We start from the raw sequence: 24,506 nt of genomic DNA on the forward strand, positions 1-24,506 counted from the left end.
TTAAGCGGATTTGATTCGGGTAATCCCTAGTGCAAATAAATGACTGTTCGTTCATTTACGGCTTGATCTGAGAAGGTTTTCGGGAATATAGTTTACTGGTAAACAATGCACCAGTGAATCAACATGACCGAGGATGCCAATCCCACACCTCTGGAATACCCGCCACGGCTGGCGCCGCTCATTGCCAGCCTGCACCGGGTGAAAGCGCAGCAGCCAGCATTTCCCTTTGAAACAGTGCTGTTGAACCGCCTGCTGCATTTTGCACAGCGACAACTGGAAACCGAACTGGCCGCGGTGTTGGCCACGGAAGGCTTGCTCATTTCCCATTGGATGGTGCTGGCCATGTTGTACGGCAGCGAGGACTTTCGCCGCCGTCCGCAAGAGTTGTCCAATGCCATTGGGCAGTCTGGGCCCAACACCACCAAAACCACCACATTCCTGATGGACAAGGCATGGGTACAGCGCCTTCCTGACCCCAACAACAAACGCAGTTGCTGGATGGTGCTGTCACCCAAAGGACGCAAGCAGGTGGAAAACCTGATGCCGAAAATCTGGACCCGCTATGAGCAAAGCCTGTCCACCTTGAACACCGCTGAAAAGGCGCAGATGACCGCGCTCTTGATGAAACTTTTTGATGCAGGACCTGCAACACCATGCGAACCCGCCCGAGAATCCGATTAATCCCCGTTTTGCTGAGCCTCAGCCTGGCGGCGTGTGCCCTGCCGCCAGCAGCCGGGCCTCTGCCCGACGACACCCTGCCCAACTGGGTCACCGCCCGCAATGCCAAGGCCAACGCGGGTGCGCCCGCCATCGAGTTCCATTCCGACCGTTGGTGGACACAGGTCAACGACCCGGCATTGTCCGCATTGATTGAAGCCGCGCTGAAAGACAGTGCTGGGGCCAGGGCTGCTGCGGCCCGCACGGCTGCAGCCGCAGCTCAGCTGGGCATCCAAAAGGCGGATGAGCTGCCCACCCTCGGTTTCCGGGGTGAATTTAACCGTCAGGAACTCAGCAAAAATTATTATGTGCCGCCCCAGTTTGGTGGCAGGCCGCTGGATATTGGGCAAACCACATTCAATGCCGGTTGGAATCTCGATTTGTGGGGCCAGCAGCGCAAAGCGATTGAGGCTGCGCTGGGTGAATTGAAGGCCACACAAGCTGAGCAGGCCTTGGTGTCGCTGCAGTTGTCCACGCAGATTGCACGGGCCTATGTTCAGTTGCGGTACGCCAAAACAGAAATTGACGAGTTGCAGCGCATGGTTGATCTTCAGGCTCAAATGGTGAGCCTGCAGCAAACCCGACTGGACCTCGGTTTGGACAGTGGCAATGGCCTGGACCAGGCGCGTGATGCACAGGCCCAAACCCAACAGCAACTTGAACAGGCCAAAGGTTTGCAAGCCCGTTTATTGGCGGCGCTGGACAGCCTGGTGGGCGACCCTAACATTACCCAGGCAGCCTTGAAAGACCTGCAGCCTGGATTGCCAGCCCCCTTGCTGAACTACAGCAGCCAACAACCCATCGCTTTGAGCCTGCTGACCCGTCGGCCCGACTTGGTGGGTGAACGCTTCCGTGTACAAGCCGCAGCGGCCGAGGTGGATGCGCAGCGGTTGGCCTTGTTGCCCAACATCAACCTGCAGGCCTATTTGGGTACACAAGCGATTGGCTTTAACAAGCTGACCCAGGCTGACAGCAAGGTGGCCTTGCTGGGTGGTGTGGTGCAGTTTCCCATTTTCGATGCCGGAAAAATCCGCTTTGCGACCGAAGCCAAGCGAGCGCAGTTTGAGGCCATGAAGGCCCATTACGAATCGTCCATCACCAATGCGGCGCAAGAGGTCATCACCGAGGTACTGACGCTGGAGCAATACAAGGCAGAGGCGGCAAAGCTGGATGACCGCAGCAACAGCCTGAAACGCATCATGGACCGCGCGCAGCAACGCCGCACGCTCGGTTTGGACTCGGCCATGCCCGCCATTGAAAGCGAGTTGGCCTATAGGGCGCAGACCCTGCGCAGCCTGGAGCTGCAATTGAAATCATTGGGCAATCAGATTGACTTGGTAAACGCCCTGGGTGGCGGTTTCCAGATGAACAACATTCAAGGTGAAGCATCATGAGCACAACACAAACACCAACGCCACAAAACGCCGGCAAACGGAAAAAAGTCATCGCCATCTTCCTGAGTGCGGTTGTGCTCGGTGGGCTGGGTTTTGCGGCGTATGAATACGCTTTTGGCCGCTTTAGCGAAGAAACAGACAACGCCTACGTGGCGGGTGACCTGGTGGTGGTGTCTTCCCAAGTGACGGGCAATGTCAAGCGTGTGCTGGCCGACGACAACCAAGCCGTGACTGCCGGACAAACCTTGATTGAACTGGACAACACCGACACCCAAGTGGCCTTGGCCCAAGCCGAAGCGCAACTGGCCGACACCGTGCGTTCGGTCAAGTCCCTCTATGACCAAGTGAACATCAACAAGGCCGGTGCACAAAGTCGTCAGGCGGATATTGCCAAAGCCACTGAGGACGTCAACCGCTTGACCGCTGAAAACACCCGCGCACAGTCCGACCTCAACCGACGTGAAGCAGCCTTCAAATTGGGCGCTGTGTCGGCAGAAGAACTGGAGCATGCCCGCAGCACGGCCACTCAAATGGCCGCGCAACTGTCGGCTGCCAAAGCGGCCCTGTTGCAAGCCCAAGCGGGCTTCACGCAGGCACAGGCCACGCTGGATGCCTCATTGAACCAAACCCGCGATGTGAAAGTGGCCAGCCATCCGCGTGTATTGCAAGCGGCCGCGCAATTGCGTGCAGCGTATGTGAACGACCAGCGCACCCGCATTGAAGCGCCCGTATCCGGCCAGGTGGCCAAGCGCAGCGTGCAGCCCGGTGCACGGGTTGCACCCGGTACACCACTGCTCACCGTCATTCCCTTGGATGCTGTGTGGGTGGATGCCAACTTCAAGGAAAGCCAGCTGCGCCGCATTCGCGTGGGCCAACCCGTGACGCTGGAAGCCGATGTGTACGGCAGTGCTGTGACGTACCACGGCAAGGTGGCTGGTTTGTCGGCTGGAACAGGCAGTGCGTTTTCTCTTCTACCCGCCCAGAATGCAACCGGCAACTGGATCAAGATTGTTCAACGGGTACCGGTGCGCATTGCGCTGGACGCAGAGGAGCTGAAAAAGGCGCCATTGCGGGTGGGCTTGTCGATGCGTGCCGAGGTGGATACCCATTCACAGGACGGTGCGCTGGTGGCGGGCGAGTCGACGGCCGCACGCCAAACCGCGGTGTTTGATGAACTTGGCAAGAAAGCCGATGCGTATGTTCAAGCCCACCTGAACCGGGAGTTGAAAGGATCATGAACCCCCAACCCTTGCCTGCGGGCCAGCGCCTGTGGGCCACACTGGCCCTGGGCATGGCGTCGTTCATGAACGTGCTGGACTTGACCATCGTCAACGTGTCCATTCCCAATATCTCTGGCGATCTGGGTGTGGCACCGTCGCAAGGCACCTGGGCCATCACCTCGTATGCGGTGGCCGAGGCCATCATGCTGCCGCTCACCGGTTGGTTGGCAGGCCGCTTGGGGCAGGTCAAGCTGTTTTGCATCAGCACCTTCATGTTCACCATGGCATCGCTGCTGTGTGGCATGGCACCGTCTTTTGAGGTGCTGTTGGCAGCGCGGGTGTTGCAAGGCATTTTCGGTGCCGCCATGATTCCCATGTCGCAAACATTGATGCTGTCCTCCTACCCGCCAGAAAAGGCCGGTTTGGCAACAGGGATATGGGCCATGACCACGGTGGCTGCGCCCATCATTGGCCCTTTGAGTGGCGGTTGGCTGACCGACAACCTGAGCTGGCACTGGGTGTTTCTCATCAACTTGCCAGTGGGCTTGATCTGCCTGTTTTTGGTGTATCCAATTTTCAGAAAGCGGGAAACGCCCAAGCGCCAGCAACCGGTGGACTTGGTGGGGCTGGTGTTGCTCATGATTGGCGTGGGTGCACTGCAGATCATGCTGGACAAAGGCAATGAGCTGGACTGGTTTGAAAGCCCCACCGTGATTGCGTTGGGCGTGGTCGCCTTTGTGGGGCTGGGTGTGTTCATCATTTACGAGTGGTACGACGAACACCCGTTGGTGGACCTGAAGCTGTTCACCCAACGCAATTTTGCGGTGGGCATGGTGTGTTTGTTTATTGGCACTATTGCATTTTTTGGTTCCACCGTGGTGCTGCCGTTGTGGCTGCAGACGCAAATGGGGTACACGCCCACCTGGGCTGGTCGAACCATGGCATTGGGCGGTGTGTTGGCGGTGTTTTTGGGCCCGATTGTGGGCGCCAACATTGCCAAGGTGGATGCTCGGGCGGTGGCCAGTTTCGGCTTCTTCATGTTTGCGGTGTATGCCTTTGTGTGTGCACGGTTCACGCCCGACGTGACCTATGGCACGTTGGCCGGTACGCGCCTCATCATGGGCATTGGTGTGTCGTGTTTCTTCTTGCCGTTGATCACCATCAGCCTGTCCGGTATTTCGCCAGACCGCATGGCAGGCGCATCTGGCCTGAACAGTTTTGTTCGCAACATGGGGTCCAGCGTGGGCACGGCCACCATCACCTCACTGTGGGAACACAAAGCCACCATGCACCACGCCAGGCTGGTTGAGAACGTGAATACCGCATCAGACACTGCCATGGGCTACCTGAGCACACTGCAGGGCTTGGGCGTGAGCATGGACGGTGCTTTGGCCACCACAGACCGGTTGATCAACCAGCAGGCGTATTTGTTGTCCACCAATGCAGTGTTGTGCATTTGCGGCATGATGATGGTGGCGCTGATCTTCCCGATTTGGCTGGCCAAGGGGCCGTTTAGCCGGGTGGCGGCGGATCATTGATGGGGGGTTGATGTGTAGGCCTGCACGGTCACACCCCTTTGCGACGGCCAATCTGTGTTTCAAAACCTGGGCCTCGCGATCGCTGAGGTCGCCCCTCCAAACAGCGAGTCGGGATCGACCTCTGGGCTAGCCTAGCGGCTGCGCCCACCGCGCCTGCTTGTCACGGTTTTGCAGATTGTCCTGACTGTCGCTGCAGGGGAGGTGAACCGCGCAGGCCGCGCCCCCAGCAATGCCGGTATGCCCGGTGCCGAACAGTCAGCCCCCCGATCGGTTTGACCCGCACAGCATTCGAACACACGGACCGAGATGTCTGAGCCACGCAGTGGCGAGTTATCGGTCCGGTTCGAAAGCGCGGGGCAACCCTTACCTTCGGGGGGCGTTCGGCACGGGCTACCGGTGTTACTGGGGGCAATAAACCAGCACGGGCTACCAGCGTTGCTTAGGCCACCCAAAATATTTCACCGCGCGTTGTAACCACCCCGCCCAACCCACCGAACTCCTCTTCGGGAATCGTTCCCGGCATGCGCATCCCGCGCCTTTTCAGAAGGAAGATTGCAATGAAGAAAGTACTGTTCGCCCTGGTGTCTGCCTCCGCATTCTTGTTCTCAGGCGCTCACGCCGACGAGATGAAGAAAGACGACATGATGAAAAAATATGACATGATGAAGAAGGAGTCCATGTCGAAAGATCACATGAAAAAGGACCACATGAAGAAAGACACCATGTCCAACAAAGACGGCATGAAGAAAGACGACATGATGAAAAAAGATGACATGAAAAAAGACGACATGAAAAAAGACGACATGATGAAGAAGTAAGGGCGAGGAGGGTTGTCGTATGAAAACCGTTCAAAAGATGTGGATGAGTACGGCAACCCTGCTGGCTTTGCAGGCTGCGTGGTGGCCTGCAGTGGCGGCTGAACAGCGTTGCACCTGGACAAGCCCAGGCCACAAGGTTGTGTTGGTTGAACTGTTCACCTCAGAAGGGTGTAGCAGTTGCCCACCGGCAGACCGTTGGTTCAATACCCGGCTCAAAACACCCGAAATGGCCACTCAGGTTTTGCCCTTGGCTTTCCATGTGGACTATTGGGATTACATCGGATGGAAAGACCCCTATGGCAGCGCCCAATACACGGCCCGCCAGTATGGTCACCGAAACATTGGACACACCCGTGGCATTTATACGCCGCAGGTATTGATGAACAGTGCCGAGACGAGAGATTGGAACCTGCGATCGTCATTGACTCGGCAATTGGCGATTGCACAAAAAACACCCGTACCGTGGACTTTGCAGCTGACGACAAATCCTGCCGAGCAGGGTAAATTCAATGCGGTTCTGCGCCTTCAGGATGCGGGTGGCACCTTGGCTGCGGATGCCATGCTGACAGTGGTACTGTATGAAGATGGATTAACCTCTTCAGTCAGCGCTGGTGAAAACCGCGGGGAGATGTTGACACACGAGGGCGTGGTAAGGCGGTTGTTTGGCCCTTATCCAGTGTCCAAAGCCATCGAAGGCATCCCGATTCAGGCACTGTTGCCTTCAAGATGGAATAGTCAAAACTTGGGTGTTGGGGCGTTTGTTGAGGCAGCGGGTACGGGTGAAGTATTGCAGGCCCTCAATGCGCCCAAAGCCGTGTCCCAATGCCCCAACAGCTGAAAGACGTGAGAGGTAACACTGATGAAACGACGACATTTTTTGATCAGTACATTCGGTGCGTTGGGCACGGGTTTGTTTGCAACAAGCCTGGCTCACAAGGCTGCACTGGCAGGAGAATTCAAGGTGAACAAGCGCAAAGAAGACTGGCTGAAAATCATCAGCAAAGAACAATACGGTGTACTGTTTCAAGAGGACACAGAGCGCCCTTGGACCAGCCCTCTGAATGACGAGAAGCGCAAGGGCACGTTTGTTTGCGCGGCGTGTAGTCAACCGCTGTTCAAGTCGGAATCCAAATTCAACAGCGGCACCGGTTGGCCCAGTTTTTTTCAGCCGATTGCAGGTGCCTTGGGCACCAAGCGGGATTTCAAATTGATATTGCCCCGCACGGAATACCACTGCAGCAACTGCGGCGGGCACCAAGGGCATGTGTTTGACGATGGCCCCCCACCCACTGGTAAGCGGTATTGCAACAACGGCTTGGCTTTGAAGTTTGTGGCCGATGGTGAAGCCTTGCCGGAGGTGTTGAAATCATGAAGCGCGTTCCAATGATATTGGCGGGTCTGTTGCTGTCGCTGGGCGCATCCATCGGTTCAACCACGTGGGCAGCTGCCACACAAACAGCCGTGTTCGCTGGCGGGTGTTTTTGGTGCACCGAGTCCGACTTTGACAAGGTGCCCGGTGTGCTCAAAACCACCTCAGGCTATGCAGGTGGAACCGAGAGGAACCCGACCTACGAGCAAGTGGGCAGTGGGAAAACGGGCCACGCCGAGGCTGTGCAGGTGGAGTTTGACCCTGCTAGGGTAAGCTACGCACAATTGGTGGAGCATTACTGGAAAACCATTGACCCAACTGTGAAAGACCGCCAGTTTTGCGATGTGGGCCGCCAGTACCGCACCGCAATTTTTTATTCAAACGACGAGCAAAAAAAGATTGCGCAAGACAGCCTGGCCCGTTTGGTGAGCAGCAAGCGCTTCTCGGTGGTGTACACCGAGGTGGCACCTGTGGTGGGCTTTTACCCGGCCGAGGAATATCACCAGGACTACTATAAGAAAAACCCCATTCGGTACAACTACTACCGCAGCCGGTGCGGTCGCGATGACCGGTTGGTTGAGGTGTGGGGTTCGTCGAAATAATTAAAAAACCCCAGCGACAAGGCTGGGGTTTTTTGTTGAAACTGAATGGACAGCGAGCTTAGTTGCCCCGTTTCATCATCTCGAAAAACTCGTTGTTGTTCTTGGTCTGACGAATCTTGTCCATGAGGAATTCCATCGCGGCAATTTCGTCCATGTCGTGCAGCAAGCGGCGCAGCACCCAAATTTTCTGCAGCAGGTCGGGCTTGATGAGCAGTTCTTCCCGGCGTGTGGACGAGCGGTTGATGTTGATGGCTGGGTAAACCCGCTTCTCGGCCATGCGGCGCTCGAGGTGGATTTCCATGTTGCCGGTGCCCTTGAATTCTTCGTAAATCACTTCGTCCATGCGGCTGCCAGTATCAACCAGCGCGGTGGCGATGATGGTGAGCGAACCACCTTCTTCAATGTTTCGTGCAGCACCGAAAAACCGCTTGGGACGATGCAAGGCGTTGGCGTCCACACCACCGGTCAGTACCTTGCCAGAGGAGGGCACCACGGTGTTGTAGGCACGGGCCAGGCGGGTGATGGAGTCCAGCAGAATGACCACGTCCCGCTTGTGTTCCACCAGACGCTTGGCTTTCTCGATCACCATTTCAGCCACTTGCACGTGGCGGGTTGCCGGTTCATCAAAGGTGGAGGCAATCACTTCGCCACGCACCGAGCGCATCATTTCCGTCACTTCTTCCGGGCGCTCGTCAATCAGCAGCACAATCAGGGTGATGTCAGGGTGGTTGTCGGTGATGGCGTGGGCCACGTGTTGCAGCATCACGGTTTTACCGGACTTGGGCGGGGCCACCAGCAGGCCGCGTTGGCCTTTGCCGATGGGGGCGATCATGTCGATGATGCGACCGGTGTTGTTTTCTTCACCCCGCATCTCACGTTCCAGCTTCAGGGGCTGGTTGGGGTGCAGGGGTGTCAGGTTTTCAAACAGGATTTTGTGCTTGCTGGCCTCTGGCGCTTCGCCGTTGACCTTGTCTACTTTGACCAGCGCAAAGTAACGCTCGCCATCTTTGGGGGTGCGCACTTCGCCTTCAATGCTGTCACCAGTGTGCAGGTTGAAACGGCGAATCTGGCTGGGGGAGATGTAAATGTCGTCTGGGCTGGCCAGGTAGGAGGTTTCTGGTGAACGCAGGAAACCGAAGCCATCGGGCAGCACTTCCAACACGCCATCCCCGAAAATCTGCTCACCGTTCTTGGCCCGCTTCTTCAGGATTGCAAACATCAGTTCCTGTTTGCGCAACCGGTTGGCATTCTCAATGTCCAGCCCTGCAGCCATTTCCAGCAGTTGGGACACGTGTTGGGTTTTCAATTCAGAAAGATACATAGTGTGCAGGAAGAAGATTGGCGAATGCCAGGGGTGACGAAATGAGGGAGATTTGGGTTGGGTGAAGTTACTGCGAGTAGACTGCCCGGCTATTTGCCGGGCTTTTTCGTATTGTATTACAGATGGCTGTCGATGAAAGCAGCCAATTGCGATTTGGACAATGCACCCACCTTGGTGGCCACCACAGCGCCGTTTTTAAACAACATCAGGGTTGGAATGCCACGGATGCCGTATTTGGCAGGCGTGTCGGTGTTTTCGTCCACGTTCAGCTTGGCAATTTGCAGCTTGCCTTTGTAATCCGCCGACAGGTCGTCCAGAATGGGCGCGATCATTTTGCAGGGACCACACCATTCGGCCCAGTAATCAACCAGCACGGGGCCGTCGGTTTTCAACACGTCGCTTTCGAAAGTGGCGTCGCTCACATGTTTGATGAGATCACTGCTCATTGAAATCAATCCTTTATCGGGTGTGGGCTTGGCATAATTGCCTGTAGCCCATCCAAGCTGAAAAACAACTCGGCCAACCGCGAAAAATCTGGGTTAAGAAAATGCTACTCTGGATGTTACAGCGAAAAACCCGCCAAATACAAACCATCACCTCGTAACTGTGGACAATCTTCTGAAATTCAAGGTCTTGCATGCCACAGACTGTTAACTCCAGCGTAAATAACCCACTGGATGAGGCCCTGCAATGGTTTGCAGGCCAGGGGTTGGACCCCCAGCGGGTGCTGTGGATCATGCCCCGGGTGGAGGCTGCAGCCGAGTTCAAGGCGCGGTTTCAGGTGTTTTGGGCGGCAAAAACGGGGCAGGGTGAGCGTCCGGTGTTGTCGCCGCGCATACAAACAGCCGACCGCTTGAGTCAACCGGCTGCGCAAACCCCTTGGTGGGCGCTCAAGACCGAGCTGGTGGGGATTCTTCAAGGTTTGCCGAATTTAACGGGGGGCTTGTCCCTGCCCCAAGTGTGGGCTTTGGCGCAGGAATACCTGGATTTGGCGCTTCGCCTGACCTGGGTGCGGGCCTCGGGCCCCACCCAATGGGCCGACTATTTGCAATCCAATGCCTTTTCTGCAGAAGAGGGGCAGGTGGTCAGTCGGTTGGCCGATGCTTTTGGTGAAGACATGGCGCGGCAAATCACTGCACCGACCATCAAAGCCAGCGAATTGGACCACATTGTGTGGCTGGACGATGGGGAACCCCTGCCGGGGTGGTGGGTTGAGCGTTTCTTTCCTGCCGTGCCCGTAACGCGCTTCCGTTTGTCCATGATTGAAGGCCCGCAACCGTGGGTGGATTGGGTACACCAACGCTGGAAGCCTGGATTGGCAGGCTGTGATGCACCAGCCATGCGGTTGTATGATGCCCCCGACGAAACTGCACAAGCACACCAGGCGGCAGCGTGTGTACTGAGTTGGCTTGCCGAGGGTGCAAGCAATGACAGCCCCGAGCGCCCCATCACCGTGGCCGTGCTGGACCGTTTGGCTGCACGCCGCCTGGTGGCCCTACTGGCCAGCGCGGGTGTGCAAGTGGACGACCGCACAGGCTGGCGTTTGTCCACTGCCAACGTGGCAGGTTGGATGGACAGCCTGCTGCGACAGTGGGTCGATGAGGGGCAAATCAGCCGGTTCACGCACCCGCTGACAGGTGATGTAAAAACCGATGTTCAGCCCTGGTCTGTCCAGGGGGAAAAGCCGTTGTCCGAGTGGGCACAAGCCGTGTTGGACATGCTTGCGCACCGGGGTTTGCTGGATGACTTGTTGCGGGATGAGGCTGGACGCTTGGTGGTGCAGGGTTGGCGGCAAATGCGGCAACTGCGCGCGCAGGCGCAGTTTTCAGCGGGCGGCGTGTTGGCGGCCTGGCGTCATTGGGCAGAGCAGGAACGTTTTCGCCCGGAGGATGTGCGCAGCCCTGTGCGCATGGTGCCTTTGATGTCGACGCGACTGCGAACACTGGACCGTGTGGTGGTGTTGGGTTGTGCAGCATCGCATTTTCAGGAAAGCCCGCCGGGTTTGTTGCCGCCTGCTGTGGCGCAAGAACTGGGTTTCCCGGGGCCGCGACAAGTGCGCATGCAGAAATTGTCGGCCCTGTATGAATTGCTGAGTCGGGCTCAAACAGTGAGCCTGTTTCATTGCGCGAATGTTGGTGGAAAACCAGAGCCCCTCTTGCCCGAGCTGTTGTGGGTGAGTTTGTTGCAAGCGCGTTTCATCCTACCCAGCTGGCAGGTGGCGCCCGACGGCCAACAGGTGTCTGTGGATGCCAACCCGGCCGAGGCTTTGACACTGCGGGCCCTGCCAGCCGCTGGGTCGGTGCCAGCCCAGTTGAGCGTGACTGCTTTGGATGACTTTGCTGCCTGCCCACTGCGCTTTGGCTTAAAGCATGCCTTGCCTTGGCCACGTCAACGGGAGGAAGGCTTGCCCAGCTTTCCGCAATTGCGGGGTACTTTCGTTCATCGGGTGTTGGAAAAGGCGGCCCGAAACATGCAGCTGCCGGATGCAAAAACCGATGACCTTGAAACCTGGAAAGCCGCTTTGCAACAGCAGGTCACGGCTGTTTGGCACAGTTTGCCATTGGCGGAGCAGGGCATACTCCACCCGTTTATCGCCGTGTTCAACCGTTTGCTTCCGCGTGTTGCAGGCTTGCTGATGGGGCGTTTCATGCAAGGGTGGCGCATGGAGACCGCTGAGGCGCGGGTTGAGGGTGTGATGCCCCTGGTCCAGACCGGTGTTGACCTGAAGTTGTCGGGCCGAGTGGATCGACTGGATCGCCAGGCTTCACAAGTGAGCATCGTGGACATCAAATTCAAGCAGTTGCATGTGCTCAAAAAAATGGCTGCGGAACCGCTGAGTGCACCACAGTTGCCGGTGTACCAGGCATTGCTGAACGAGCCTTCTGCCGAGTTGGTGTTCATGGGCATCCACCAGGATGATGTGGCGTGGGTTCCAATGCCACCACCGAGCCAGGAACAGTCCGAGCAAGGCCATGGCTCGTGGGGTGAGGTGGTTTGGCACACGCTGGCGCAGGCGCTGGATCGTTTCTTTTCTGCTCAACAGGATTGGCAAGCCACCCCAGGTGAGGCCTGTGCCTATTGCGATGCGCATTGGATTTGCCGACCCGACGACGCGCTGGGGGATGCCCAATGACCCTGCCCATGATGGACCCTGCCCAGTGGACCGCCACAGCCTGCAACCCGCAACGCAGCGTGGTGGTGGAGGCCTGCGCCGGCAGCGGCAAAACCTGGCTGCTGACTGCACGCCTGTTTCGCTTGCTGTTGGCGGGCGCCAAGCCCGATGAAATATTGGCCATCACCTTCACCCGGAAGGCTGCGGAGGAAATGCGTCAGCGTTTGTTCGCACTGCTGCAGGCCTGTGCACTGGCCGATGATGCAACGCTGGCTGGTTTGTTGACCGAGCGTGGGGCTGAGGCCTCGGCAGAGAACCTGCTCAAGGCCCGCGATTTGGCCGGGGCGGTGTTGACCAACTCACGGGGGGTCACCATCAACACCTTCCATGGCTGGTTCACTTCACTGTGCCAGTTGGCACCCTTGTCCAGTGGTTTCTCCCGTCAAAGCGAGCCCACAGAGCAAACCGCTTTCTGGATGGACCAGGCCATCGACAGCCTGACCCGCAAGTCCGTGTTGGCTGGCGATGCGGGCAAGGCTGTGCTAAGTGCACTGGATGTGCTGGCTACACACTTGAACCGGGAGGGGCAGCGGCAAGTGCTGATACAAGCCATGTCCAACCGGGTGGCCTGTGACATGGTGTTTGGTAACACCGCCCGTGGTGCCAAGCCCCAGGACTGGGAAGCCTTGTTTGGCCTGAACAGCCATGAGCAATGGCCCAGCCAGTGCCTGCTGGATGCAGCATTTGCCCGTGATTGTGCGGCATTGGCCCATCTGTTGGGCATGGGTACCGAGGCCAACCAACGCAAGGCAGACGAACTGCAAGGCTTGGTGGGCCAGATTCAGCAACTGCCCGATGATGCTGATGCTCGCTTGGCCTTGTTCAGGGAGGTGCAGGGCTTCTTCCTGACTCAGCAGCAAGCGCCCAACAAAACCCTGGTGAAAACCAACAAAGCGTTGCTGGCTGCACCCGGTTTCGATCAGGCTCAATTCGTGAGCCTGGTGGAGCGTCTGCAAGCCCAATGCATGGATGCCTTGGCCCGCGAGCGCGACCAAATCGACCTGGCGTGTACGAAGGCGCTGGCTTTGTTGGTTGGGCCGTTGTTTGCTGAATATGCATGGTTGAAAAGCGAGCAAGGCTTGTGCGACTTTGATGACCTGGAAGCCACGGCCCTGCAGTTGACCATGGACCCTCAGCAGTCGGCGTACATGCTGCAAAAGCTGGACAGCCGGGTTAAACACCTGTTGGTGGACGAGTTTCAGGACACCAACCCGGTGCAATGGAACGTGCTGCGGCACTGGCTGGATGAGTATGGCGCTGGCGAGCGGCCCACGGTGTTTTTGGTGGGCGACCCCAAGCAGTCCATTTACCGCTTTCGGCGGGCCGAGGCCCGTTTGTTTGAAGAAGCCAAAGCGTGGCTGCAAACCCATTTCGACGCTGCGTGTTTGTATTCAGACGACACCCGGCGGTGCAGTGCAGCCATGGTGGACTTGATCAATGCCGTGTACGCCGGGGAGGGCAAGCGTGGTCGCACACCATTTCGGCCCCACCGCAGCCTAAGCACCGAAACCCCCAAGCCTGCAGCGGTGTGGCCAGCGCTCAGTGTGTACCCCTTGGTGGAGAAAGAGGCCGAGGAATCCGAAGGTGAACTGTGTGCCCGCACTTTGCAGGTTTGGTTGCAGCAAGGGCGCATTGACGGTTTGCACCAGGTGTTGGTGTTGGTGCAGGCCCATGGCAGTGCCACCGGTTTGATTGCAGCGCTGCGCGAGGCCGATCTGCCCTACACCGTGAAGGACCAGGGCGAGCGCTATGCCTCGGTGGTGTGGGCCGACACGGTGGCCTTGCTTCGCGTGTTGAACAACCCGGACGACAATCTGGCCTTGTTGCAGTTGTTGCGTAGCCCCTTGTTGGGGATCTGTTCGGATGATTTCCAAACACTGATGCAACAGGGTGCCGAGCAGGGCCACGCCACGGTGTGGCAAACATTGGCCCATATGCGTGCCTTGAAGCACCAGCTCTTTGCACAGGCCCATGCCCAGCTGGAGCGCTGGCTGGGTTGGTCACGCAGCTTGCCTTTGTTCGAAACCCTCAGCCTGATTGTGGATGACACCGATGCAGCCCGGCGCTACCTGGCGGTGGCAAGGCCCCGTGAGCGTGCTTTGTTTGCAGGCCATTGGGATTGGCTGAAAGCCTGGGCCCTGGGTGTGAACAAAGGGCGTTTTCCGTCATTGCCCGAAGCGCTGGCAGAGGCAGAGCGTTTGCAGTTGTATGGGGGGTCGGACGGCGACGGTGGTGAGCCACAGCCCGGCGTGTTGCGCATCATGACGGTGCATGCTGCCAAGGGCCTGGAGGCTGACCATGTGTGGCTGATGGACGCCAACCGCAGTGTGGGCGGCATGGGCAGTGCTGCCGGTCTGTTGATGGATTGGCCACTGGGCGAGCGCTTGTGCCGCAGTGTGACGGTGATGGCCAACACCCGAAAGCCCAGCAAGGGACGGGCGCAAGCCTTTACGCAGGATGAAGCTGCTTACCTCGACGAGGAAGATCACCTGCTCTACGTGGCCTTGACCCGCGCCCGGTTCTCGGTGCATGTCAGCGGGCGCAATGGCAGCAAGGGCGCTGCGGGCGCTTGGTATGAGCGTTTGCTGGCACAAGTCAACGGCGAGCTTGCTGCATGGCCTGAAGGTGTGGAACAGGCTGTACCAGCTCTGGCTGCGCAGCAGGGCACTCAAACAGATTTGTTTTCGCCAGCAGAGCCTGTGGTGTGGAGCCGCCCGGCTTGTCCTGCGTTGCCCCCGCTGAAACAGCCTGTTGGCGAGGCCATCCCGAGAATTGACTCGCCCGAGTTGCGCATGGGCACAGCCTGGCACAAGGCCATGGAGTGGGTGGATGCGGCCCAGGCTGTGGCATTTGATGACTGGTGGCAGGCCCGTTGGTTGGATTGCGAAGCCGAGTTTTTGCGGCTGGACGACGATGAATTGGCTGCAGTAAGGGTGGCGTGTGAGACCGTGTTGGGCCGGGATGAATTAAAACCTTGGTTGGTGGGTGCAAGCCAGGCCTGGAACGAATTGGAGTGGACTTTGCCGAATGGGCGGTTTTTGCGGGCAGACAGGGTCGTGTTGTCCCCAGAGGGCCCCGTGGTGCTGGACTACAAATGGGCGGTGAATGCGCACAATTTGGCCGATTACACCGCGCAAGTGCTTGAATATGTGGGCTTGGTGGATCAAACCCTGAACATTGGGCAGACCAAAGGGCGTACACGCGCAGCCCTGATTGACCGGCTGGGGCAAATTCATTGGCTCACTTCGGTGTAGAATTCAAGCCGGCGGGCCTCCCCGCATGGCGTAGCGGCCAACCTGGTCAGGTCCGGAAGGAAGCAGCCACAACCGTGAAGTCAGTGCCGGGGTTCTGGCTCGCCTTTTCTTTTGAGGTCCATTGCGAATGACTCAAACCGTTTCTCAAGCCTTGGCCCGCAAGTGGCGTCCCCGTGATTTTGACTCCCTGGTGGGGCAAGACCATGTGGTGCGCGCCCTGTCCCATGCCCTTGAGAACCAGCGCTTGCACCACGCCTACCTGTTTACCGGTACCCGGGGTGTGGGCAAAACCACCATTGCGCGCATTTTGGCCCGTGCCGTCAATTGCGAGCGGGGCATCAGCAAAAACCCCTGTGGTCAGTGCCAGGCCTGCGTTGAAATCAGCCAGGGCCGGTTTGTGGATTTGCTGGAAGTGGATGCGGCCACCAACACCCGGGTCGATGAAATGCGCGCCCTGCTGGAAAATGCGATGTATGCGCCCACCGCAGGCCGCTACAAGGTGTACGTCATCGACGAGGTGCACATGTTGTCCACCAGCGCCTTCAACGCCATGTTGAAGACACTGGAAGAACCGCCGGGCCATGTGCTGTTTATTTTGGCCACCACCGACCCCCAAAAAATTCCTGCCACGGTGTTGTCGCGCTGTCTGCAATTCGGCTTGCGCAATTTGCCGCCCGATTTGCTGGCGGACCACCTGGGCCATATTTTGAAAGAAGAGGGCATTGCCCACGATCCCGGTGCCCTGCGCTTGTTGGCGAAAGCCGCCCGCGGCAGTGTGCGGGATGCCCTGTCGCTGACCGATCAGGCGATTGCCTACAGTGCAGGCACTGTGGGCGAGGCGGTGGTGCGGCAAATGCTGGGCAGTGTTGACCAACAAGTGGTGCACCAAATTTTGCAGGCTTTGGCAGCTGGTGACGGCAAAGCCCTGTTGGAAACGGCGCGCAGCCTGGCCACTGTGGCCGCCCCGTTTGCAGCCATTCTGGATGAACTGGCGGCGGTGGCTTACCGTTTGTCGGTGTCGGTGTTTGCCGGGGGCTTGAACAGTGAAGACCCCGACGATGCAGCCTTGGCCGGTTTGCAGCAGGCGTTTACACCCGAAGACCTGCAACTGATTTACCAAATTGCCACCCATGCCCGTGCCGACTTGCACCTGGCCCCCGAAGAGTCCATCGGTTTTTCAATGGCCTTGATTCGCATGCTGGCCTTCAAACCAGGTGGCCATGCACCGGTGGGCAGCAGTGCGCCAGCCAAAGCCTTGGCACCGCCCGTGGTGGCCACCTCGGTGCCGGTTCGTGAAGCACCGACAGCACAGGCTGTTGTGGAAACCCCAGCCGTGCAGCCCCCCGTAGAGCCGATGCCAGTCGAGCAACGCACGGTTGTTGAAGCAAGGCCTGTGGTTGCAAGCTCAGCGTTTGAGCTTGACTTGCCCACGCCCGAAACCTGGCCTGAGGCTTCTCAACAAATTCCGGCCAAGGGTTTGATCCGGCAGGCTTTGGTACAGGCGGAGTTGGTCAGTGTTGCACGTGAAGGGGCTGGTCTTCAGTTTCAGTTGCGCACGGCCATCCGCCCCTATACCGATGCCAGCATGGTGAGCCGCATTGAAGGCTTGCTGGCCGGATACTACGGTGTGCCCGTGAAAGTCACCATGACCTTGGGCGAGGCACAACAAACCGCACATGCCGTGCACAGCGAAAACCGGCGGCAGGCCATGGAAGGTGCAAAAAAATCGTTGGATGAAGACCCTTTCTTGAAGGGCATACAGAACTTGATGGGCGCCACTGTGGTGCCGGGTTCTGAGCGCACATTGAATGACATCGGCCCTGCCGATGTGTGATTGAACCGACCTCGAAGGAGAGCACCATGAATATGATGAAAGGCCAGTTGGCCGGCCTGATGAAGCAGGCCCAGCAGATGCAGGAAAACATGCAGCGCATGCAGGCCGAGTTTGCAAAACTGGAAGTGGAAGGCGCTTCCGGTGGCGGCTTGGTCAAGGTGATCATGACCTGCAAGCACGATGTCAAGCGGGTCACCATCGACCACAGTTTGCTGGCCGATGACAAGGACATGCTGGAGGATTTGGTGGCGGCTGCATTCAATGATGCTGTTCGCAAATCAGAGGCCTTGATGCAGGAAAAGATGTCGACAGTGACCTCTGGCTTTCCCATGCCACCCGGTTTCAAAATGCCATTCTGAGTACCCCGGACTGGACGTATTCATGACCCGCAACGCCCATGACCCATTCGACGGGCTAGGCCCCTTGGCTGACCTGGTGCAGGCCTTGAAGCGCCTGCCCGGTGTGGGGCCAAAATCGGCGCAGCGTTTGGCGTTCCATTTGCTGCAACACGACCGCCAAGCAGCCACCGATTTGGGTCAAGCCTTGTTGACTGCAGTGCGTGATGTGCAGCATTGTGCGCGGTGCAACAGTTTCAGTCACACCGAGCTGTGCACCATTTGTAGCGATACCCGCCGCAACGCCAGTTTGTTGTGTGTGGTCGAAACGCCGGCAGACCTGGCCGCCATCGAAGCCACCCACACCTACAAGGGCTATTACTACGTGCTGATGGGGCGTGCTTCGCCGCTGGATGGCGTGCGGCCTGAGTCCCTGGATTGGCCAAAGCTGGCCATGCGCTTGGACGATGGTGAAGTGAAGGAGGCCATTTTGGCCACCAATTTCACCAATGAAGGCGAGGCCACGGCCGTCTTTCTGACCGATCGAATTCGCCGACAGGGCGTGAAGGTGAGCCGCCTGGCGCGTGGTGTACCGATTGGTGCCGAGCTGGAATACACCGACCCAACAACCGTGGCCCGTGCGCTGCTCGACCGCAGGCTGTTGGGCGCTGACCCCGAATAAACCCATGCCAACAAGCCATCCATCGTCGAATGACGTCGCTTCTGATACAACCACCGGCCCGTTGGCCGGCATCCGCGTGCTCGAATTGGGCACATTGATTGCGGGCCCGTTTGCCAGTCGAATGTTGGGTGAATTTGGTGCAGAAGTGGTGAAGGTTGAAACGCCCGGTACTGGCGACCCCATTCGAAAATGGCGCGTGTTGCATGAGGGCAATTCGCTGTGGTGGGCTGTGCAGGCTCGCAACAAGAAGTCCATCACCCTGAATTTGAAATCGCCCGAGGGGCTGAGCGTGCTGAAAAAGCTGCTGGCCACCACCGATATTTTGGTTGAAAACTTTCGCCCGGGCCAATTGGAAAAATGGGGCTTGAGCCCTGAGGCACTGCATGCACTGAACCCGGGTTTGATCGTGGTGCGCTTGAGTGGTTACGGTCAAACAGGGCCTTACAAAGACCGCCCTGGTTTTGGGGCCATTGCCGAGTCAATCGGTGGCATGCGCTTTTTGAGTGGCGAGGTGGATAAGCCACCGGTGCGCGTGGGCATCTCCATCGGCGATTCACTGGCTGGATTGCACGCGGTGATTGGTGCTTTGCTGGCTTTGCAGCACCGCCACAAAACAGGCAAGGGGCAGGTGGTGGATGTGGCCCTGTACGAATCCGTGTTCAACATGATGGAAAGCCTGCTGCCGGAATACGATTTTGCCGGTGTGGTGCGGCAACGATCGGGGGCCAGTTTGCCGGGTATTGTGCCTTCCAACACCTACACCTGTGGGGATGGTGGCTACATCGTGATTGGCGGCAACGGCGATGCCATTTTTAAACGCCTGATGGTCGCCATTGGTCGGAACGATTTTGCGGAAAGCCCCGAGATGGCCACCAACGATGGTCGAGTCAAACACACCGCGTTGATTGACGACACGATTGCACAGTGGTGCGCGCAACGCCCGATTGATGAGGCGCTGGCTGTGCTGGAAAATGCCGATGTGCCCGTCAGCAAAATTTACAGCATCGCAGACATTGTGCAGGACCCCCAGTTTGCTGCACGGGGCATGCTTGAAGAGCATCCGTTTGCCGATGGCAAAACCTTGAAAGTACCGGGTGTAGTGCCCAAGCTGAGCGACACGCCCGGCGGTACCCGTTGGCTTGGCCCGGCCTTGGGTGAGCACACCGATGCGGTGCTGCGCGGTTTGGGTTATGGGGATGAAGAGATTGCGGCGTTTCGGCGGGGTGGGGTGGTTTAAACCGCACGGAGTGTGTTTGAAAGTTTTAAACGCTACCCTCGTCGTCGCCATGCATTAAATTTCGCGTCATTGCGCAGTTACCTCGCCCTCGGCGACGGCCAATCTGTGCTTCAAAACCTGAGCCTCGCGATCGCTGAGGTCGACCCTCCAAAAAAGATGGTCGGGAATCGACCTCTAAACTTGCCCAGTGGTTGTACCCACCGGGCAAGTTCACCGCGCCTGCTTGTCACGGTTTTGCAGATTGTCCTGACTGTCGCTGCAGGGGAGGTGAACCGCGCAAGCCGCCCGCACCGGCCCCCCAGCAATACCGGTATGCCCGGTGCCGAACAGTCAGCCCCCCGATCGGTTTGACCCGCACAGCATTCGAACACACGGACCGAGATGTCTGAGCCACGCAGTGGCGAGTTCTCGGGACGGTTCGAAAGCGCGGGGCAACCTTTACCTTCGGGGGGCGTTCGGCACGGGCTACCGGTGTTGCTAAGGCGCAATCAAAGGGCATAGGCAACCGGCGTTGCTGCGGGCTCAAAAAGGCACGGACTGCCGGCGTCGCTAACTGGGCAATAAACCAGCGATCAGCCCCTCAGCAAGCCATCCAAACTCACCGAGTCTTTCGCAAACGCGCGAATGCCTTCAGCCAGCTTCTCTGTTGCCATCGCATCGGCATTCAAGGCGTATCGAAACTCCGCCTCGGTGTTGCCAAAGTGCTCAATGGGTTGTTGCGCAGCCCATGCCGGGTTGAGATCGACTTTCAGCGTCTCATTCGAGCCTTGAAGTTCAGCCAACAATTCCGGGCTGATGGTCAGCAAGTCACAACCGGCCAGCGCCTTGATCTGCCCTGCGTTCCGAAAGCTTGCACCCATCACTTCGGTGCGAATGCCTTGCTGTTTGAAATAGGCGTAGATGCGCCGCACGGATTGCACGCCCGGGTCGTTTTCGCCTGCATGGGCCTCCTCATTCCATTGTGCGCCCGCCGACTTCTTGTACCAGTCATAAATACGCCCCACGAAGGGGGAAATCAGTTGCACACCAGCTTGAGCGCAGGCGTGCGCTTGCATGGGTGAAAACAGCAGCGTCAGGTTGCAGCGAGTTCCTTCCTGTTCAAGCACACGGGCCGCTTGAATCCCTTCCCAGGTGGATGCGATTTTGATCAACACGCGTTGTTCGGTGTTCACACCCTGGGCTCGATACAGTTGAACAATTCTGCGGGCTCGTTCAATGGTGGCGGCTGTGTCAAAGGACAACCGCGCATCCACCTCGGTCGACACGCGTCCGGGAATGATGTCCAGAATTTTCAAGCCAAAACTGACCAGCAAACGATCGGTTTGCAAGTCCAGTGTCTCGTCACGGTATTGACTGCGCACCTGGTTCAGCAGGGGGGCGTAATCCGCTTTTTGCACCGCTTTCAAAATCAGCGATGGGTTGGTGGTGGCGTCCTGGGGTTGATAGGCTCCGATGGCCTGAAAGTCGCCTGTGTCGGCAACCACCGTGGTGACTTTTTTCAGTTGTTCAAGTGTGTTCATCATGGCGAAAATTCAGGTGTCGTCAGGGCGTGGTTTAGGGTCCACAAATCTGTCTCAGTATAGGCGCAACTGGCAATTGTTTGGCTTTTAGGCGAGTATCCTGTAATGGATTTATCGACTCGTTTTCATGCACATGGGTGAACACAACTACAACGAGGCCAACCTCGACCAGCAAGACCTGATTGACTTGGATCAATGGGGGCGTTTAAGCCGCGAATTGGGGCTGGACACACTGTTGGAATTTGCCACAGAATTTTTCGAAGAAACCCGGGAACAATGGGTGGACCAGCAAGTAGACCTGCACAGCATGCCCGAGAAGGCATTTCAGTCGCTGGCCCATCGGAGTGCCGGTGCAGCAGGCACCATCGGTTTCATGCGTTTGCGCTTTGTGTTCCTGTGCATGGAGCACAATCCGATTGGGGACGCCACGCAGCGTTACATGCAGCACATGCGGATGGTTCTTGAGGACACTGAACGCTGGGTCGCCAGCCAACACTGAACACCCCCTGGTTCAATCATGTCTGTTATCGCTCAACGTCGACTGGAAGCTTTTGTAGGCTTGATGCTCAGTGTCATCGCACTGGGCGGGGCTTTGTACACCCAACAGGTCATGCAGTGGTTTCCGTGCCCACTGTGTATTTTGCAGCGCTATGCCTATCTGCTCACAGCCCTTGTTTTTTTGATGGTGGTGATTCAGCCAAACCGACGCTGGTTGTCAGTGGCTGGTGTGCTGCTCGCTGGCTCGGGCGCCGCAGCGGCTTTTTACCATGTGTGGGTGTTGGCACACCCCATGCAAACCTGTGGTGTTGATCCGCTTCAGTTGAAGCTCAATGCGCTACCGTGGGTCAGCGTATGGCCCGATTTGTTCACGTCGGATGGATTGTGTTCAGATGCTTATCCGCCCCTGCTGGGCATGTCCTTGCCAGCCTGGAGCGGGTTGGGTTTGATTGTACAGTGTTTGCTGGCTGTGCGGCTGTTCAGCGGATTTTTCAGACCGTCAAAGTGAGTGGGGCATTCAGCATCACCCACTGATCATTCAAACCATCGGGCGCAGTGGTTTTCTCCAGGCGTTCCATGTAAGCCAGCAGTTCTCCCAGTGCCTGCAGGGCACCCGGTTGTGTACTTTCACGCACGGCCTGTAAAACAACCGCCAGCGCATCGTCCAGGTCGGGCCCGGTATTCAGGCTGGCCGTGGGCGCTTCCAGTTTGACAGCCTGCAACAGCGGGTTGTTGAAAGCGGGCGTGGCGTAAAGGTGAATGGCTTGCATGGTCTGCATCTTCAGGTTGATCAGTCACACCTCAAAAATCGCATGATTGACCCTTGGCCGAGTGGTCGAATAACGCGGTTTTTTAGTCCCAGTTCGGCTGATCCGTGTTTAGACCTCCACCAACCGGGCGATAGGCCACGCCGCGTGTCCAGCCGATACAAGGAGGGTATACAAGGAGTACATCCATGCTCATCACCATTCCAGACCCGGCCTTTCTTCAGCCTTTGCTGCAGCGCAAGTCCATTGCGTATGAACATCTTTACAACACCCGGGGTCAACGCCTTGACCAGGCCAAGCGGCTACCCGCTGATGGTTTGCTGGCACTCGAGTCTGAATTGGGACGAGCCACGCTGCTGTATTTCCAGGCCCGTGAATTGTTCGATGAGCTGCATTGCAGTTATCGGGTCCTGTCAAAGGCGCTCCTGGACGAAGACCCTCTCACCTTTGTTCCTGTGATCAATGAACTGGCGCAACGTGTTCGAATGGTGTCTGAGCGGCAGTTTGACCTGGCGTATGCGTACTTGTCCTGGCACACCTCGGACGATTATCCGGTGATGCACCCCTTGCTGGTTGCACTGACGTTGACCCGTGTGGCTGAACGCAGCGGGTATTTTGATGCGGAAGCCACGGAGTCACTTCTGAAGGCCGCACTGACCATGAACATCAGCATGTTGGCACTTCAAGCCAGACTGCGAGGGCAAACAGAGCCGCTGAGTCGAGAGCAGCGTGAGGTCATTCGGCGGCACCCTGAACAAAGTGCCAGCAAGCTGAGTTTGTTGGGAGTCATGGATGAGTTGTGGCTTGAGACGGTGCGTTTGCACCATGAGTTGCCGGACGGGTCGGGCTACCCCACGCAGGTTCGCAACGAGCACCCGGGCTCTGTGTTGTTGGGTGTGTGTGATTCATTCAATGCCCGCATGGCCCAGCGTGAATACCGCGCAAACTTCACAGCCGAGCAGGCGGTGAAAGATTTGTTCTCACATGGCAGCGCGCTGTCCAGTGATTTCACCGCCATCATTCTCGAAGAATTGGGGATCTACCCGGCGGGCAGTTTGGTGCAATTGATGGGCAATCAAATTGGTTGTAGTCTCATTCGTGGCGAAACCGCGACCACACCGACTGTGTTGGCGTTCAAGAATTTGCCAGGTGATGCCCCCACGCCTGCTTTGCTGGACACAGCCCTTGAGCACCACAAGGTGCGTTGTGCCTTGCCACGACGTGACCTGGGGCAGCTACCCGGTTTGCTGGAATTGTTGGGCCGGGTGGTTTGACAGCTGAATTTGAGCCACTGTGCGCTCGCCCAGCCGACTCAAGCTGAGCTGCCAATGGTGGCGCGCTGCAATGCGTTCGGCCATGGCCAAGCCGATGCCTTCACCGGGAAATTCGTCATTGCCATGCATGCGGTGAAACAGTTGGAATTTCTGACGGTTAAAGGCCGCATCAAACCCCACACCGTTGTCGATGATGTCGATGGTGTCCATGCCATGCTGGCGAATCTGTACTTGTGCGCCGGGCACGCCCTTTGAAAATTTCACCGCGTTGTCAATCAGTTCCTTGAACAGGCGCATCACCAAAGGTTTGTCGAACTTCAGCAATCCGCGAACCTCCACGCTGATGGGCACCGGTGAAAAATCAAAGTGTTCGTTGATCACTTGTTGAACGGTTTCCGTGAGGTCATGAGATTGCAGATTCAATGGGCACACGCTCATTCGAAGGTATTCAATCAAGCCATCGAGCAGCACGCCCATGCGTTGCCCGTTGCGGCGAATTTCATCCAGGGATTTGATCGCCTCGGGCGGGACATTGCTGCCCAAGTCATCCGCCAGGAAAAAGGAGTAAGCATCGATGGCTCGCAAGGGCGCCCGGAAATCATGGGCAATCGTGCCGGATAGCCAATTCAGCTGGTTGAGAAGCGCCTCGTTTTCCTTGAGGTGCCGGAGGGTTTCCAGGTCCAGGCTTTGGGTGAGTTGTTCGTGCAGGCCTTGCAGCGTGCGCATGGACTGGTTGGCTTGGTCGATTGCCGATTGGTGCCGACGCTCCAGTGTTTGAATGTGCGTTGTATGCGCTGCGTTGAGGTCCTGCAACTGTGTCCGCAGGTTTTGGTTGAGCAGTTCTGTGTTCTCCAGCTTTTGGCGGGTGTCGGACAATTGACGTTGCAGCATGGCAGTTTCGTCGGGGTGCACCCAACGTTTGCCGGTGATGGCAGACAACAGGCTCAATACAAA

22 protein-coding genes and 1 other RNA gene are annotated in these 24,506 nt (G+C 57.7%); 18 read left to right on the forward strand and 5 right to left on the reverse strand.

Annotation, left to right across the window (positions count from 1 at the left end; genetic code table 11):
* The first annotated feature begins 123 nt into the window (after nt 1-123).
* From VGE55_RS12455 to msrA, 8 genes are all read left to right on the forward strand, one after another.
* Entirely contained in the window at nt 124-681 is a 558-nt protein-coding gene (locus VGE55_RS12455) for a MarR family winged helix-turn-helix transcriptional regulator (RefSeq protein ID WP_331132008.1), read from the forward strand.
* Nucleotides 654-2,111: an efflux transporter outer membrane subunit gene (locus tag VGE55_RS12460; RefSeq protein WP_331132009.1), complete on the forward strand. Its 1,458-nt coding sequence runs from the start codon at nt 654-656 to the stop codon at nt 2,109-2,111. The genes VGE55_RS12455 and VGE55_RS12460 overlap by 28 nt, the downstream gene beginning before the upstream one ends.
* Nucleotides 2,108-3,349 (forward strand): HlyD family efflux transporter periplasmic adaptor subunit, encoded by a 1,242-nt coding sequence (locus tag VGE55_RS12465; protein ID WP_331132010.1) that lies wholly within the window; start codon nt 2,108-2,110, stop codon nt 3,347-3,349. The genes VGE55_RS12460 and VGE55_RS12465 overlap by 4 nt, the downstream gene beginning before the upstream one ends.
* Entirely contained in the window at nt 3,346-4,869 is a 1,524-nt protein-coding gene (locus VGE55_RS12470) for a DHA2 family efflux MFS transporter permease subunit (RefSeq protein ID WP_331132011.1), read from the forward strand. The genes VGE55_RS12465 and VGE55_RS12470 overlap by 4 nt, the downstream gene beginning before the upstream one ends.
* A 557-nt stretch (nt 4,870-5,426) precedes the next feature.
* A complete protein-coding gene (locus VGE55_RS12475; protein WP_331132012.1) occupies nt 5,427-5,687 on the forward strand; it encodes a pentapeptide MXKDX repeat protein in 261 nt (86 codons plus the stop codon).
* A 19-nt stretch (nt 5,688-5,706) separates the two neighbouring features.
* Nucleotides 5,707-6,525, forward strand: coding sequence for a DUF1223 domain-containing protein (locus VGE55_RS12480; RefSeq protein WP_331132013.1), 819 nt, complete (start codon nt 5,707-5,709; stop codon nt 6,523-6,525).
* Nucleotides 6,526-6,546: 21 nt separating this feature from the next.
* Nucleotides 6,547-7,059: a peptide-methionine (R)-S-oxide reductase MsrB gene (gene msrB / locus VGE55_RS12485; RefSeq protein WP_414675022.1), complete on the forward strand. Its 513-nt coding sequence runs from the start codon at nt 6,547-6,549 to the stop codon at nt 7,057-7,059.
* Nucleotides 7,056-7,658, forward strand: coding sequence for a peptide-methionine (S)-S-oxide reductase MsrA (gene msrA, locus VGE55_RS12490; RefSeq protein ID WP_331132014.1), 603 nt, complete (start codon nt 7,056-7,058; stop codon nt 7,656-7,658). The genes msrB and msrA overlap by 4 nt, the downstream gene beginning before the upstream one ends.
* Nucleotides 7,659-7,716: 58 nt before the next feature.
* Here msrA and rho read toward each other — a convergent pair whose 3' ends face one another.
* Together rho and trxA are read right to left on the reverse strand one after the other, a co-directional pair.
* Nucleotides 7,717-8,979, reverse strand: coding sequence for a transcription termination factor Rho (gene rho / locus VGE55_RS12495; protein ID WP_256762597.1), 1,263 nt, complete (start codon nt 8,977-8,979; stop codon nt 7,717-7,719).
* 116 nt (nt 8,980-9,095) lie between these two features.
* Nucleotides 9,096-9,425, reverse strand: a complete 330-nt coding sequence (gene trxA, locus VGE55_RS12500; RefSeq protein ID WP_256762596.1) for a thioredoxin TrxA — start codon at nt 9,423-9,425, stop codon at nt 9,096-9,098.
* A gap of 191 nt (nt 9,426-9,616) precedes the next feature.
* Between trxA and VGE55_RS12505 the strand changes: the two genes are divergently transcribed.
* From VGE55_RS12505 to VGE55_RS12535, 7 genes are all read left to right on the forward strand, one after another.
* Complete coding sequence (locus tag VGE55_RS12505; RefSeq protein WP_331132015.1) at nt 9,617-12,112, forward strand: PD-(D/E)XK nuclease family protein; 2,496 nt, start codon at nt 9,617-9,619, stop codon at nt 12,110-12,112.
* Nucleotides 12,109-15,405 (forward strand): UvrD-helicase domain-containing protein, encoded by a 3,297-nt coding sequence (locus tag VGE55_RS12510; RefSeq protein WP_331132016.1) that lies wholly within the window; start codon nt 12,109-12,111, stop codon nt 15,403-15,405. The genes VGE55_RS12505 and VGE55_RS12510 overlap by 4 nt, the downstream gene beginning before the upstream one ends.
* A 10-nt stretch (nt 15,406-15,415) precedes the next feature.
* An RNA gene (gene ffs, locus VGE55_RS12515) (signal recognition particle sRNA small type) lies at nt 15,416-15,512 on the forward strand.
* A gap of 20 nt (nt 15,513-15,532) precedes the next feature.
* Complete coding sequence (gene dnaX, locus VGE55_RS12520) at nt 15,533-17,239, forward strand: DNA polymerase III subunit gamma/tau (protein WP_331132017.1); 1,707 nt, start codon at nt 15,533-15,535, stop codon at nt 17,237-17,239.
* Between the two features lie 32 nt (nt 17,240-17,271).
* On the forward strand, nt 17,272-17,598 hold the full coding sequence (locus VGE55_RS12525) for a YbaB/EbfC family nucleoid-associated protein (protein WP_331132300.1): 327 nt from the start codon (nt 17,272-17,274) through the stop codon (nt 17,596-17,598).
* Nucleotides 17,599-17,620: 22 nt separating this feature from the next.
* Complete coding sequence (recR, locus tag VGE55_RS12530) at nt 17,621-18,256, forward strand: recombination mediator RecR (protein WP_331132018.1); 636 nt, start codon at nt 17,621-17,623, stop codon at nt 18,254-18,256.
* 4 nt (nt 18,257-18,260) lie between these two features.
* Entirely contained in the window at nt 18,261-19,493 is a 1,233-nt protein-coding gene (locus tag VGE55_RS12535) for a CaiB/BaiF CoA-transferase family protein (protein WP_331132019.1), read from the forward strand.
* Between the two features lie 572 nt (nt 19,494-20,065).
* On the opposite strand, the gene tal is transcribed toward VGE55_RS12535, so the two are convergent.
* On the reverse strand, nt 20,066-21,016 hold the full coding sequence (gene tal, locus VGE55_RS12540; protein ID WP_331132020.1) for a transaldolase: 951 nt from the start codon (nt 21,014-21,016) through the stop codon (nt 20,066-20,068).
* Between the two features lie 124 nt (nt 21,017-21,140).
* On the opposite strand from tal, the gene VGE55_RS12545 reads away from it, so the two are divergent.
* Nucleotides 21,141-21,512: a hypothetical protein gene (locus VGE55_RS12545; RefSeq protein ID WP_331132021.1), complete on the forward strand. Its 372-nt coding sequence runs from the start codon at nt 21,141-21,143 to the stop codon at nt 21,510-21,512.
* Between the two features lie 18 nt (nt 21,513-21,530).
* Complete coding sequence (locus tag VGE55_RS12550; RefSeq protein ID WP_331132022.1) at nt 21,531-22,019, forward strand: disulfide bond formation protein B; 489 nt, start codon at nt 21,531-21,533, stop codon at nt 22,017-22,019.
* On the opposite strand, the gene VGE55_RS12555 is transcribed toward VGE55_RS12550, so the two are convergent.
* Nucleotides 22,003-22,281, reverse strand: a complete 279-nt coding sequence (locus VGE55_RS12555; protein WP_331132023.1) for a hypothetical protein — start codon at nt 22,279-22,281, stop codon at nt 22,003-22,005. The genes VGE55_RS12550 and VGE55_RS12555 overlap by 17 nt on opposite strands.
* A 185-nt stretch (nt 22,282-22,466) precedes the next feature.
* On the opposite strand from VGE55_RS12555, the gene VGE55_RS12560 reads away from it, so the two are divergent.
* Nucleotides 22,467-23,552, forward strand: a complete 1,086-nt coding sequence (locus VGE55_RS12560; RefSeq protein ID WP_331132024.1) for an HD-GYP domain-containing protein — start codon at nt 22,467-22,469, stop codon at nt 23,550-23,552.
* Here VGE55_RS12560 and VGE55_RS12565 read toward each other — a convergent pair.
* The gene (locus VGE55_RS12565; RefSeq protein WP_331132025.1) at nt 23,514-24,500 is read right to left on the reverse strand and encodes a sensor histidine kinase; all 987 of its coding nucleotides are present in this window, start codon (nt 24,498-24,500) and stop codon (nt 23,514-23,516) included. The two genes, VGE55_RS12560 and VGE55_RS12565, sit on opposite strands and share 39 nt — an antisense overlap.
* Between the last annotated feature and the right edge of the window lie 6 nt (nt 24,501-24,506).

The organism is Limnobacter sp., assembly GCF_036405155.1.
Lineage (GTDB): Bacteria > Pseudomonadota > Gammaproteobacteria > Burkholderiales > Burkholderiaceae_B > Limnobacter.

Excerpts from the sequence above, each read along its gene's own strand:
- VGE55_RS12505 (WP_331132015.1), top strand. The coding sequence starts at position 9,617 with ATGCCACAGACTGTTAACTCCAGCGTAAATAACCCACTGGATGAGGCC.
- VGE55_RS12455 (WP_331132008.1), top strand. The coding sequence starts at position 124 with ATGACCGAGGATGCCAATCCCACACCTCTGGAATACCCGCCACGGCTG.
- msrA (WP_331132014.1), top strand. The coding sequence starts at position 7,056 with ATGAAGCGCGTTCCAATGATATTGGCGGGTCTGTTGCTGTCGCTGGGC.
- VGE55_RS12475 (WP_331132012.1), top strand. The coding sequence starts at position 5,427 with ATGAAGAAAGTACTGTTCGCCCTGGTGTCTGCCTCCGCATTCTTGTTC.
- msrB (WP_414675022.1), top strand. The coding sequence starts at position 6,547 with ATGAAACGACGACATTTTTTGATCAGTACATTCGGTGCGTTGGGCACG.
- VGE55_RS12535 (WP_331132019.1), top strand. The coding sequence starts at position 18,261 with ATGCCAACAAGCCATCCATCGTCGAATGACGTCGCTTCTGATACAACC.
- VGE55_RS12560 (WP_331132024.1), top strand. The coding sequence starts at position 22,467 with ATGCTCATCACCATTCCAGACCCGGCCTTTCTTCAGCCTTTGCTGCAG.
- trxA (WP_256762596.1), bottom strand. The coding sequence starts at position 9,425 with ATGAGCAGTGATCTCATCAAACATGTGAGCGACGCCACTTTCGAAAGC.
- VGE55_RS12460 (WP_331132009.1), top strand. The coding sequence starts at position 654 with ATGCGAACCCGCCCGAGAATCCGATTAATCCCCGTTTTGCTGAGCCTC.
- tal (WP_331132020.1), bottom strand. The coding sequence starts at position 21,016 with ATGATGAACACACTTGAACAACTGAAAAAAGTCACCACGGTGGTTGCC.
- rho (WP_256762597.1), bottom strand. The coding sequence starts at position 8,979 with ATGTATCTTTCTGAATTGAAAACCCAACACGTGTCCCAACTGCTGGAA.
- VGE55_RS12470 (WP_331132011.1), top strand. The coding sequence starts at position 3,346 with ATGAACCCCCAACCCTTGCCTGCGGGCCAGCGCCTGTGGGCCACACTG.
- VGE55_RS12510 (WP_331132016.1), top strand. The coding sequence starts at position 12,109 with ATGACCCTGCCCATGATGGACCCTGCCCAGTGGACCGCCACAGCCTGC.
- VGE55_RS12550 (WP_331132022.1), top strand. The coding sequence starts at position 21,531 with ATGTCTGTTATCGCTCAACGTCGACTGGAAGCTTTTGTAGGCTTGATG.
- dnaX (WP_331132017.1), top strand. The coding sequence starts at position 15,533 with ATGACTCAAACCGTTTCTCAAGCCTTGGCCCGCAAGTGGCGTCCCCGT.
- VGE55_RS12465 (WP_331132010.1), top strand. The coding sequence starts at position 2,108 with ATGAGCACAACACAAACACCAACGCCACAAAACGCCGGCAAACGGAAA.
- recR (WP_331132018.1), top strand. The coding sequence starts at position 17,621 with ATGACCCGCAACGCCCATGACCCATTCGACGGGCTAGGCCCCTTGGCT.
- VGE55_RS12545 (WP_331132021.1), top strand. The coding sequence starts at position 21,141 with ATGCACATGGGTGAACACAACTACAACGAGGCCAACCTCGACCAGCAA.
- VGE55_RS12480 (WP_331132013.1), top strand. The coding sequence starts at position 5,707 with ATGAAAACCGTTCAAAAGATGTGGATGAGTACGGCAACCCTGCTGGCT.
- VGE55_RS12555 (WP_331132023.1), bottom strand. The coding sequence starts at position 22,281 with ATGCAAGCCATTCACCTTTACGCCACGCCCGCTTTCAACAACCCGCTG.
- VGE55_RS12525 (WP_331132300.1), top strand. The coding sequence starts at position 17,272 with ATGATGAAAGGCCAGTTGGCCGGCCTGATGAAGCAGGCCCAGCAGATG.